Source organism: Streptomyces sp. SID14478 (assembly GCF_010548525.1).
GTDB lineage: Bacteria > Actinomycetota > Actinomycetes > Streptomycetales > Streptomycetaceae > Streptomyces.
On sequence record NZ_JAAGMG010001349.1, the window covers coordinates 1 to 11,935 of the forward strand.

Below are 11,935 nucleotides of genomic sequence, written 5' to 3' on the forward strand. Positions count from 1 at the left end.
GGCAGCGTCCGCACGGCCGCGTAGTGCCGGTAGCGGAAGTCCGGGCCGTAGCGCTCAAGGGCCCGCGCCGAACGCTGCACCACCTGAGGGTCGATCGTCGGCAGCGGCAGGGCCCAGGCGCCGACCTCTTTGGCGTAGCGCGGCGCACCGGTCGGGGCGTACGCGGTGCGTCCCACGAGCCGCGGCTGGTGGCGCCGCCGGTCCTGCTGCGCGGCGAGCATCTGCCGGGCCCGCCCGAACTGGTTCAGCGCGGACGCGAAGGTGCCGCCCGAGAACGTCGCGTTCGACCGGACGAAGCCGTCGACCCGCAGCGGCTCGCCCTCCGGCAGCTGCTGCACGGTGAAGTACGCGCCCAGGTCGTGCGGGACCGAGTCGAAACCGCAGGCGTGCACCAGCCGGGCGCCCGTCTCTCGCGCGCGGGCGTCGTGCCGCACATACATGAGGTCCACGAACTCGGGCTCGCCCGTGAGGTCCACGTAGTCGGTGCCCGCGTCGGCGCACGCGGCCACCAGGCCCTCGCCGTACTCCAGGTACGGGCCCACGGTCGTGGCCACCACGCGCGCGCGGGAGGCGAGTTCGCGCAGCGAGGCCGCGTCGGCGACGTCCGCGCGCTCCAGGGGCAGCACCGCGCACGCCGGGTCGATGCCGGTGAGCCGCTCGCGCAGCCGCTCCAGCTTGGCCGTGTCACGGCCGGCGATCGCCCAGCGCAGTCCCTCCGGGGCGTGCGCCGCGAGGTACTCGGCCGTGAGTACCCCCACGAAGCCCGTCGCCCCGAACAACACCACGTCGTACGCCCTGTCCGTGCTCCTAGGCCTGTTCATGACACCCCTCACCGTGCTCCCGCGCCGTTGTCGGTGGCCGAGGCTAGCGTGAACGGTGTGCGGGGCCGTCGGTGCCCCGCACTTGCGGACGGAGGACGCCGTGGCGAGGCCGGCAAGCCGGTGAAGCCGTCGCGGCGCGCGCGGCGGGCCTGAGCGCGGGTGCGCGCGTTCGCCCTGGGACTGCCGGGCGCCACCGAGGAGTTCCCCTGGGGCGAGACGGTGGCGAAGGTCGACAAGAAGGCTTTCGTCTTCCTGGGCGTGCCCGACGGGACGTTGGACACGGGCGGCACAATTCACTAAGCGCTTGCTCGTTCAGGGCTTGTGTCCGGCCCCGCCTGTTCTTAACATCACTGGTGTTACATCAGTTGTGTCACAGACTGGGGGCGTGGCGGGATGACAGAGGCAGGCACCGAGGCCCGGGAGCAGCACGGCGGCCCGCTCGCCGGGGTGCGCGTGGTCGAACTCGCCGGAATCGGCCCCGGGCCGTTCGCGGCGATGCTCCTCGCCGACCTCGGCGCCGATGTCGTACGGGTCGACCGGCCCGGCGGCGCCGGGCTCGCGATCAACCCCGAGTACGACATCACCAACCGCAACAAGCGGTCCGTCATCGTCGACCTGAAGGCAGCGGACGGCGCCGAGCGCGTCCTTCGACTGGTCGAGCGCGCCGACGTGTTGATCGAGGGCTACCGGCCGGGCGTCGCCGAGCGCCTCGGGGTCGGCCCCGCCGACTGCCACGCCCGCAACGCGCGGCTGGTCTACGGCCGGATGACCGGCTGGGGCCAGGAGGGCCCCCTGTCCCAGCGCGCCGGCCACGACATCGCGTACATCGCGCTCACCGGCACCCTCGGCATGATCGGCAAGCCCGACGAGCCGCCGACCGTCCCCGCCAACCTCGTCGGTGACTACGCGGGCGGCTCGCTCTACCTGGTCGTCGGCATCCTCGCCGCGCTCCACCACGCCCGCGACACCGGCGCCGGACAGGTCGTCGACGCCGCCATCGTCGACGGTGCCTCGCACCTGTCCGCGATGATCCACGGCATGCTCGCGGCGGGCGGCTGGCAGGACCGTCGCGGCGCCAACCTGCTCGACGGCGGCTGCCCGTTCTACGGCACCTACGAGACCGCCGACGGCCAGTACATGGCGGTCGGCGCCCTTGAGCAGCAGTTCTACGACGAGTTCGTCGAACTGCTCGGCCTGTCCGAGGTGGCACCCGCCCGCAAGGACCTCACGCGCTGGGGCGAGTTGCGCGAAGCCGTCACCGCGCGCTTCAAGCAGCACACCAGGGACGAGTGGACGGCCCGTTTCGAGGGCTCCGACGCCTGCGTGGCGCCCGTCCTGTCGCTGCGCGAGGCCCCGGCCCATCCGCACCTCGCCGCCCGCGGCACCTTCGTCGACCACGGCGGCATCACCCAGCCGGCGCCCGCGCCCCGCTTCTCCGGCACCCCCACCACCGTCCGCTCGGGCCCCGCCCGGCCGGGCGCCGACACGGCCGACGTGGCCCGCGACTGGGCCGTACCCACAGGGAACGAGCCCCCTACGAAAGGCAGTTGATCACCGGCATGGAGCGACGCCTGTTCAGCGCCGAGCACGAGGCGTTCCGCGAGACGGTCCGCACCTTCCTCGCCAAGGAAGTGACCCCGCACTACGAGCAGTGGGAGAAGGACGGCATCGTCGCGCGCGAGGCCTGGCTCGCCGCGGGCCGCCAGGGCCTGCTGGGCCTCGCCGTGCCCGAGGAGTTCGGGGGCGGCGGCACCACGGACTTCCGCTACAGCGCCGTCCTCGCCGAGGAGTTCACGCGCGCGGGCGCCGCGGGACTCGCCGTCGGCCTGCACAACGACATCATCGGCCCGTACCTCACCTCGCTGGGCACCGAGGAGCAGAAGCGGCGCTGGCTGCCCGGTTTCTGCGACGGCTCGACGATCACCGCCATCGCGATGACCGAGCCCGGCGCCGGGTCCGACCTCCAGGGCATCCGCACCACCGCCGAGGACAAGGGCGACCACTGGCTGCTCAACGGTTCCAAGACCTTCATCTCGAACGGCATCCTCGCCGACCTCGTGATCGTGGTGGCCAGGACGTCCCCGGAGGGCGGCGCGCACGGCCTGTCCCTCCTCGTAGTCGAACGCGGCACCGAGGGCTTCGAGCGTGGCCGCAACCTCGACAAGATCGGGCAGAAGGCGCAGGACACGGCCGAGTTGTTCTTCCACGACGTCCGCGTCCCCAAGGAGAATCTGCTCGGCGAGTTCAACGGCGCGTTCGTCCACCTGATGACGAACCTCGCCCAGGAGCGCATGGGCATCGCCGTCGCCGCCATCGCCGCGTCCGAGTACCTGCTGGAGATCACCACGACGTACGTCAAGGAGCGCGAGGCCTTCGGCCGGCCGCTCGCGAAGCTGCAGCACATCCGGTTCGAGATCGCCGAGATGGCCACCGAGTGCGCCGTCACCCGGACCTTCCTGGACCGCTGCATAGCCGACCACTCCGACGGCACGCTCGACGCCGTGCACGCCTCCATGGCCAAGTGGTGGGCCACCGAGCTGCAAAAGCGCGTCGCCGACCGCTGCCTCCAACTGCACGGCGGATACGGGTACATGACCGAGTACCGGGTCGCCAAGGCCTTCACCGACGGCCGTATCCAGACCATCTACGGCGGCACGACCGAGATCATGAAGGAGATCATCGGCCGTTCGCTGCTGTCCTGAACACACCCTCGCTGTCCGCACCGCATGCAATGAGAGGCACTTCCGTGAGCACAGACGCGTACGTCTACGACGCGATCCGCACCCCGCGAGGCCGGGGCAAGGCCAACGGCTCCCTGCACGGCACCAAGCCGATCGACCTGGTCGTGGGGCTCATCCACGAGATCCAGGCACGCTTCCCTGGCCTCGATCCCGCCGCCATCGACGACATCGTCCTCGGCGTCGTCGGTCCCGTCGGCGACCAGGGCTCCGACATCGCCCGCATCGCGGCGATCGCCGCGGGCCTGCCCGACACGGTCGCCGGCGTCCAGGAGAACCGCTTCTGTGCCTCGGGCCTGGAGGCCGTCAACCTGGCCGCGATGAAGGTGCGTTCGGGCTGGGAGGACCTCGTCCTCGCCGGTGGCGTCGAGTCGATGTCACGGGTGCCGATGGCCTCCGACGGCGGCGCCTGGTTCGCCGACCCGATGACCAACTTCGACACCGGCTTCGTGCCGCAGGGCATCGGCGCCGACCTCATCGCCACGATCGAGGGCTTCTCGCGGCGCGACGTCGACGAGTACGCGGCGCTCTCCCAGGAGCGGGCGGCGGCCGCCGTGAAGGACGGCCGCTTCACCCGGTCCGTCGTGCCGGTCAAGGACCGCAGCGGGCTGACCGTCCTCGACCAGGACGAGTTCCTGCGGCCGGGGACCACCGCCGACTCGCTGGCCAAGCTCAAGCCGTCCTTCAAGGACATCGGCGACCTGGGCGGCTTCGACGCGGTGGCGCTGCAGAAGTACCACTGGGTCGAGAAGATCGACCACGTCCACCACGCGGGCAACTCGTCGGGGATCGTGGACGGCGCGTCGCTCGTCGCGATCGGCTCGCGTGAGGTCGGCGAGCGCTACGACCTCACGCCGCGCGCCCGCGTCGTCTCGGTGGCCGTCTCCGGCTCCGAGCCGACGATCATGCTCACCGGCCCGGCGCCCGCGACGCGCAAGGCGCTCGCCAAGGCGGGCCTGACCATCGACGACATCGACCTCGTCGAGATCAACGAGGCCTTCGCGGCGGTGGTGCTGAGGTTCGTGAAGGACATGGGCCTGTCGCTGGACAAGGTCAACGTCAACGGCGGGGCGATCGCGCTCGGCCACCCGCTGGGCGCGACCGGGGCGATGATCCTCGGCACCCTCGTCGACGAACTGGAGCGGCGTGACCTCCGGTACGGGCTGGCCACGTTGTGCGTCGGCGGGGGAATGGGCATCGCCACGATCGTGGAACGGGTGTAGCGCCGTAGGGGTGCCCGCTCGTCGCCGGGTGCGGACCGTGGCTGGTTGCTCGCGCAGTTCCCCGCGCCCCTGAAATGCAGGCGCTGCGCGCCGCATTTCCCCGATGACCCGCACCCGGCAACACACCGCGCCTCCACCCTCGTAGCCGCCGAAAACCCCGCCGCACCGAACTTCACGGAGACACACATGACCGCCAGCACCACCATCCGCTGGGAACAGGACGACACCGGCGTCGTCACCCTCGTCCTCGACGACCCGAACCAGTCGGCGAACACCATGAACCAGGCGTTCAAGGACTCCATCGCAGCGATCGCCGACCGGGCCGAGGCCGAGCGCGACACGATCCGGGGGATCATCTACACCTCCGCCAAGAAGACCTTCTTCGCGGGCGGCGACCTCAAGGACATGATGAAGGCCGGGCCCGAGGACGCCCAGGCCGTCTTCGAGACCGGTATCGGCATCAAGAACTCGCTGCGCCGCATCGAGACCCTCGGCAAGCCCGTCGTCGCGGCGATCAACGGCGCGGCCCTGGGCGGCGGTTACGAGATCGCCCTCGCCAGCCACCACCGCGTCGCCCTCGACGCCCCCGGCTCGAAGATCGGCCTGCCCGAGGTCACGCTCGGCCTGCTCCCCGCGGGCGGCGGCGTCACCCGCACCGTCCGCCTCATGGGCATCGCCGACGCGCTCCTCAAGGTCCTGCTCCAGGGCACCCAGTACGCCCCGAAGCGCGCCCTGGAGAACGGCCTGGTCCACGAAGTGGCCGCCACCCGCGAGGAGATGCTCGACAGGGCCCGCGCCTTCATCGACGCCAACCCCGAGTCGCAGCAGCCCTGGGACGAGCCCGGCTACCGCATCCCCGGCGGCACCCCGGCCAACCCGAAGTTCGCCGCGAACCTCCCGGCCTTCCCGGCCAACCTGAAGAAGCAGCTGAACGGCGCCCCCTACCCGGCGCCGCGCAACATCCTCGCGGCCGCCGTCGAGGGCTCCCAGGTCGACTTCGAGACGGCCCTGACCATCGAGGCCCGCTACTTCACCGAGCTGGTCACGGGGCAGACGGCGAAGAACATGATCCAGGCGTTCTTCTTCGACCTCCAGGCAGTGAACTCGGGGGCCAACCGGCCGCAGGGGATCGAGCCCCGCAAGGTCCGCAAGGCAGCCGTGCTCGGCGCCGGCATGATGGGCGCGGGCATCGCCTACTCGTGCGCCCGCGCGGGCATCGAGGTGGTGTTGAAGGACGTGTCGCCGGAGGCCGCCGCCAAGGGCAAGGCCTACTCCGAGAAGCTGTGCGCCAAGGCCGTCTCGCGCGGTCGTACGACCCAGGAGAAGGCCGACGCGCTGCTCGCCCGGATCACGCCCACCGCCGACCCGCAGGCGCTGGCCGGCTGTGACGCCGTCATCGAGGCGGTCTTCGAGGACCCCTCGCTCAAGCACAAGGTGTTCCAGGAGATCCAGCACGTCGTGGACGCCGACGCCCTGCTGTGCTCCAACACCTCCACGCTCCCCATCACCGTGCTGGCCGAAGGCGTCGAGCGGCAGGCCGACTTCATCGGTCTGCACTTCTTCTCGCCGGTCGACAAGATGCCGCTGGTCGAGATCATCAAGGGCGAGGCCACCGGCGACGAGGCGCTGGCCCGCGCCTTCGACCTGGTCCGCCAGATCAACAAGACGCCGATCGTCGTCAACGACTCGCGCGGCTTCTTCACGTCCAGGGTCATCGGCCACTTCATGAACGAGGGCATCGCCATGGTCGGCGAGGGCATCGAGCCCGCGTCGGTGGAGCAGGCGGCGGGCCAGGCGGGCTACCCGGCCAAGGTGCTCTCGCTCATGGACGAGCTGACGCTGACGCTGCCCCGCAAGATCCGCAACGAGTCGAAGGCCGCGATCGTCGAGGCGGGCGGCACCTGGACGGCGCACCCGGCAGAGGGCGTCATCGACCGCATGGTCGACGAGTTCGGGCGCACCGGCCGCAGCGGCGGCGCCGGCTTCTACGAGTACGGCGAGGACGGCAAGCGCACCGGGCTGTGGCCGGGCCTGCGCGAGCACTTCACGAAGCCCGGCTCCGAGATCCCGTTCGAGGACATGCAGGAGCGCATGCTCTTCTCGGAGGCCCTCGACACGGTGCGCCTGATCGAGGAGGGCGTCCTGACGTCCGTGGCCGACGCCAACATCGGCTCCATCTTCGGCATCGGCTTCCCCGGCTGGACCGGCGGCGTGCTCCAGTACATCAACGGCTACGAGGGCGGCCTGCCCGGATTCGTCGCCCGTACAAGGGAGTTGGCCGCCCGCTACGGCGACCGTTTCCTGCCGCCCGCGCTGCTGGTGGACAAGGCGGAGAAGGGCGAGATCTTCACCGACTGACCCGCGGCCTGCGGGAGGCGTTCAGCGCTCGGCGTCGAACGCCTCCCGCAGCTCCACCTTCAGCGACCGCTGGAACGCGGTCACCAGGGCCTGCACCACCATCGGCTGCATGTGGGCCGACAGCGACTTCATCGCCGCGAGGTGTTCCGGGTCCGCCGGATCGGACCCGCGCTCCCGGTAGGGCCCCCAGACCTCGTCCCGGAACAGCCGGGACAGCTCGTGCGCCGCCTGGCGCGTGTGTTCCAGCAGGACGGTGCGCGCGGCGAGGATCGTCTCGTGCGCGATGGGCACGTCCAGCAGCTGCACGCCGAGGCGGAGCAGCCCCCCGTCCAGACGGTACGTGTCCGCGTCCTCGTCGTACCCGACGACGCCCATCGCGGACAGCCGGTCCAGATCGGTGCCGGACAGGGCGCGGCCCGCCCGTCGCTCCAGCTCCGCACGGGACACCTCCTCCGCCGTGTCCGGCGCCCAACTCGCCACCACGGCACGGTGGATGGCCAGGTCGTGCGCGCTCAGGTCCGCCGGCAACTGCTCCAGATAGCGCTCGATCGCGGCCAGGGTCATGCCCTGGTGCTGCAGCTCCTCGATCAGCGCGAGACGGGAGAGGTGGTCCTGCCCGTAGTGGCCTACCCGGCGCGGGCCGATCACCGGCGGCGGCAGCAGCCCGCGCGTGCTGTAGAAGCGGATCGTGCGCACGGTGACGCCCGCGCGCGTGGCCAGCTCGTCGACGGTGAGCGTCGGGCCGGACGCCGCCTCGGCGTCCGCGGTGTCCTCGATGTCCGTCGTCATGTCCGCCTCGCGGGTCGCTCACTCACGCATATGTGCACCGGTACGAGTACCGCGTACCGCGTACCAATCGGGTTCAACAGTATTGCTGACACACCGATGTTGTGAAAGTCTCCGGCGCAGCCCACGGCGACAGGAGACGGTCATGACCTCGATCCTGCGACTTCCCGGGGAGCCCGGCGCACTCACCCTCCCCGCACTGCTGCTGCGCAACGCCGAGGACCACGGAGAGCTCCCCGCGCTGTCCTGGCGCGCCGCGCCCGGGGCCGGCTGGACCACCCGCACCTGGCGCGAGGTCCGCCGTACCGTGGGCGTCCTCGCCGCCGGATACGCCGCACTCGGCGTCCGGCGCGGCGAGCACGTCCTCATGATGCTGGGCAACCGGCCCGAGCACTGGCTCACCGACCTCGCCCTCACCCACCTCGGCGCCGTCCCCGTCACGGTGTACGGCACGGCGGCCCCGGAGCAGGTCGCGCACATCGCCCGGCACAGCCGTGCCCGGTTCGCGCTCGTCGAGGGCGCCCGGGAGCGCGCCCTGTGGGAGCCCTTGGTGGCGGCCGCGGACGCCCCGCTGGAGCGTCTCGTGGTCGTCGAGCCCGCCGAGGCCGGAGGGCACCGCACGTACGGTTCCCTGCACGCGTCGGGCGCCCGCCTCTACGACCCCGACACCTTCGAGAAGACCTGGCGCGAGGGCTCCCCGGCCGATCCGCTCACGGTGGTCTACACGTCCGGGACCACCGGGGACCCCAAGGGTGTGCGCATCACGCACCGCAACGTCGTCCGCAACGCGCTCGCCCTCGACACCGTCGTGAACCTCCCCGAGCACGTCGCGCACGTCTGCTACCTCCCCTTCGCGCACATCGCGGAGCGCATGCTCGGCATCTACCTGCCGGTCTTCCGTGCCTCCCACGTCCATCTGTGCGCGGATCCGGCAGAGGTCTCGGCGACCGTGCGCGAGCTGCATCCGGAGCAGTTCTTCGGTGTCCCGCGCGTGTGGGAGAAGCTCGCCGCCGCCGCACGGGTCGCCCTGGCCGGGCTGCCCGAGGAGCAGCAGAAGGCCGTCGCGGACGCCGGGGACGTGGCCCGCGCGTGGGTGGCCTGCCGGGAGCGCGGCGAGGAGCCGGCGCCCGCGCTCGCGGCCGCGTACCAGGAGGCGAAGCGGCGGTTCCTCGACCCGATCCTGTCGCTCGCCGGGTTCGAGCGGCTCCTGTGGACCGCCAGCGCGTCGGCGCCGATGCCCCAGGACGTCGTGCGGTTCTGGGCCGGATTCGGCGTCGCGATCATGGACGCGTGGGGGCTCACGGAGACGACGGGGGTCGCCACCACGAACCACCCGGCGGCGTTCCGGCTCGGCTCGGTCGGGCGGCCGATCGAGGGCGTCGAGGTCCGCGTCGCCGCCGACGGCGAGATCCTCGTGCGCGGGGACACCGTCTTCGACGGCTACCTGCGGGCCGACGGGTCGCTGGAGGAGGCCCGCGACGCGGACGGCTGGTTCGCGACCGGCGACATCGGGCGGCTCGACGCCGACGGCTATCTCTGGCTCACCGACCGCAAGAAGGAAATGATCGTGACGTCGACGGGCAAGAACGTCTCGCCCTCCCTCGTCGAGAACGCCCTCAAGGAACACCCGCTCATCGGCCAGGCCTTCGCCCACGGCGACGGCCGCTCCTACCTGGTGGCCCTGCTCGTGCTGGAGCCGGACGTCGCGGCGGCGTGGGCCGAGACGCACGGCGGGGACGAGGCGGCCCTCCAGGGGGAGATAGCCCGCGCCGTCGAGGCCGCCAATTCCCGCCTCAACCGCACCGAGCAGATCAAGCGCTACCGGGTCCTGACCGGTGAATGGGGCCCGGAGACGGGGGAGTTGACCCCGTCGCTGAAACTGCGCCGCACGGTCGTCAGGGAGCGCTACGCGGCCGAGCTCGCCGCCCTATACGCCTGACCAGGCGGTATGTACAGAGCGATCCCGCCATGTGAGAAGAACCGCTATGTGATCTATGCCACCGCGTTTCCGCTGATCTTTGGGGGAAGGTGCACAGTCGGTCCGCGCACTGTCAGGGGTGTCGCGGGCCGCAGCACATCCGGACCCCGGTGACCCGCGCGTCGCCGGGCACCACAGAGTGGACACCCCCACGTGAGCAAGGACGCCGTCAACACGGCCCCGGACGCATCCCCCACGGATGCGGTCCAGGCGCCCGCCGACGCGGGCGACGCCGGTTACAGCAAGGACCTCAAGGCCCGTCACGTCAACATGATCGCGATCGGTGGCGCGATCGGCACCGGGCTCTTCCTCGGCGCGGGCGGCCGCCTGCAGTCGGCGGGCCCCGCCCTCGTCTTCGCCTATCTCGTCTGCGGAGTCTTCGCGTACCTGGTCGTGCGTGCCCTCGGCGAGATGGTCGTGTACCGCCCGTCCTCGGGCTCGTTCGTCTCGTACGCGCGCGAGTTCCTCGGCGAGAAGGGCGCCTACGTCGCCGGCTGGATGTACTTCCTCAACTGGTCGATGACGGGCATCGCGGACATCACGGCCATCGCGCTCTACACGCAGTACTGGAGCGCCTTCACCACCGTTCCGCAGTGGGTACTGGCGCTGATCGCCCTCGCGGTCGTGCTCGGCGTGAACCTCATCTCGGTGAAGTACTTCGGCGAGATGGAGTTCTGGTTCGCGATCATCAAGGTGGCCACGCTCGTCGCCTTCCTGTTCGTGGGCATCTTCCTGATCGCCACGCAGCACCCGATCGACGGCCAGACACCGGGCCTGAGCATGATCACGGACCACGGCGGCTGGATGCCGAGCGGCACGATGTCGGTGGTCCTCGTCATGCAGGGCGTCGTCTTCGCGTACGCCGCCCTGGAACTGGTCGGCGTCGCCGCCGGCGAGACCGCCGAGCCGCACAAGGTCGTCCCGCGCGCCGTGAACTCGATCATGTGGCGCGTCGGCATCTTCTACTGCGGTTCGGTGCTGCTGCTCGCGCTCCTGCTGCCGTCCTCGGTGTACTCGTCGGACGAGAGCCCGTTCGTGACGCTGTTCTCCAAGCTCGGCGTCGGCGGCATCGGCGACATCATGAACCTGGTCGTACTGACCGCGGCCATGTCGTCGCTCAACTCCGGCCTCTACTCCACGGGCCGCATCCTGCGCTCCATGGCGATGTCCGGCTCCGCGCCGAAGTTCACCGCCCGGATGAACCGCAGCCAGGTCCCCTACGGCGGCATCCTCCTCACGGCAGGCGTCGGCGTGCTCGGCGTGGGCCTGAACTACCTGCTGCCGCACGACGCCTTCGAGATCGTCATCGAGGTCTCCTCGATCGGCATCATCGGCACCTGGGTCATGATCATGGTCGCGCACCTGGCGTTCGTCCGCCGGGCGAAGGAGGGTGCCTTCCAGCGCCCCGCCTTCCGCCTCCCGGGGTCCCCGGTCACCGAGATCGTCACGATCGTCTTCCTGCTCCTCGTGCTCGGCCTCATGTGGAACGACGAGGAGACGGGCCGCAAGACGCTGATGCTGATCCCGGTCGTCGCGGTGCTCCTGGTCGTCGGCTGGTTCGGCGCACGCCGCAAGATCGCCCGCCAGGCGGACGCGGAACTGACGAAGGTCGCCAAGGGCGACTGACCCCGGCCGCCGTTGTCGGTGCCTGTCCCTGCGGTGGCGTCACGCCGGACATCACGTATGTCCGGGGTGGCGCCACCGTTGTGTGGGCTGTGCCGGCGCGAGGGCGGCCCCGACGCCCTCCGATGCGTGCGGGTCGAGCCGCTGACCGTGCTCCGGATCCCGGCCCATCGGACAGCCGTCACGGTCCACGACCACGACGGCTGAGCGGCTCCGGAGCGCCGTGCGCCGCGGACGAGTTGCGGACGGGTGCCGTACGGGTAGGACACAGGCATGGCCCTGGTTCCGTGGGACATCCACCTCAAAACGGGTCAACTGGTCGTGTTCGCGGCCGTGTTGGCGACGGCCCTCGTCACCACCGTCCGGCGGCGGCCGTCGCGGGCGGCCCCGGCCCCGCAGGCGCCGGCC

Annotated in this window: 8 protein-coding genes and 1 pseudogene; 7 read left to right on the top strand and 2 right to left on the bottom strand. The window is 71.1% G+C overall.

Annotated elements, in window-relative coordinates; all coding sequences use genetic code 11:
* The coding region (locus tag G3I40_RS42650) for a saccharopine dehydrogenase NADP-binding domain-containing protein (RefSeq protein ID WP_164560161.1) at nucleotides 1-821 on the bottom strand (821 nt) is incomplete at its 3' end.
* 159 nt (nucleotides 822-980) lie between these two features.
* Between G3I40_RS42650 and G3I40_RS42655 the strand changes: the two are divergent.
* The 5 genes and pseudogenes from G3I40_RS42655 to G3I40_RS42675 form a co-directional block, all read left to right on the top strand.
* Nucleotides 981-1,094: pseudogene (locus tag G3I40_RS42655) on the top strand (MmcQ/YjbR family DNA-binding protein); the annotation flags it as partial.
* Between the two features lie 120 nt (nucleotides 1,095-1,214).
* Complete coding sequence (locus tag G3I40_RS42660) at nucleotides 1,215-2,372, top strand: CaiB/BaiF CoA-transferase family protein (protein WP_164560162.1); 1,158 nt, start codon at nucleotides 1,215-1,217, stop codon at nucleotides 2,370-2,372.
* 8 nt (nucleotides 2,373-2,380) lie between these two features.
* Nucleotides 2,381-3,523: an acyl-CoA dehydrogenase family protein gene (locus G3I40_RS42665; protein ID WP_164560168.1), complete on the top strand. Its 1,143-nt coding sequence runs from the start codon at nucleotides 2,381-2,383 to the stop codon at nucleotides 3,521-3,523.
* A 44-nt stretch (nucleotides 3,524-3,567) separates the two neighbouring features.
* A complete protein-coding gene (locus G3I40_RS42670; protein WP_164560163.1) occupies nucleotides 3,568-4,782 on the top strand; it encodes an acetyl-CoA C-acetyltransferase in 1,215 nt (404 codons plus the stop codon).
* A gap of 186 nt (nucleotides 4,783-4,968) precedes the next feature.
* The gene (locus tag G3I40_RS42675) at nucleotides 4,969-7,140 is read left to right on the top strand and encodes a 3-hydroxyacyl-CoA dehydrogenase NAD-binding domain-containing protein (RefSeq protein ID WP_164560164.1); all 2,172 of its coding nucleotides are present in this window, start codon (nucleotides 4,969-4,971) and stop codon (nucleotides 7,138-7,140) included.
* Between the two features lie 21 nt (nucleotides 7,141-7,161).
* Here the strand turns inward: G3I40_RS42675 and G3I40_RS42680 are convergent, their stop codons facing one another.
* The gene (locus G3I40_RS42680) at nucleotides 7,162-7,929 is read right to left on the bottom strand and encodes a MerR family transcriptional regulator (RefSeq protein ID WP_164560165.1); all 768 of its coding nucleotides are present in this window, start codon (nucleotides 7,927-7,929) and stop codon (nucleotides 7,162-7,164) included.
* Nucleotides 7,930-8,071: 142 nt separating this feature from the next.
* On the opposite strand from G3I40_RS42680, the gene G3I40_RS42685 reads away from it, so the two are divergent.
* Entirely contained in the window at nucleotides 8,072-9,865 is a 1,794-nt protein-coding gene (locus tag G3I40_RS42685; protein ID WP_164560166.1) for an AMP-dependent synthetase/ligase, read from the top strand.
* 192 nt (nucleotides 9,866-10,057) lie between these two features.
* Nucleotides 10,058-11,530: an amino acid permease gene (locus G3I40_RS42690; protein WP_164560167.1), complete on the top strand. Its 1,473-nt coding sequence runs from the start codon at nucleotides 10,058-10,060 to the stop codon at nucleotides 11,528-11,530.
* The last annotated feature ends 405 nt before the right edge of the window (nucleotides 11,531-11,935 follow it).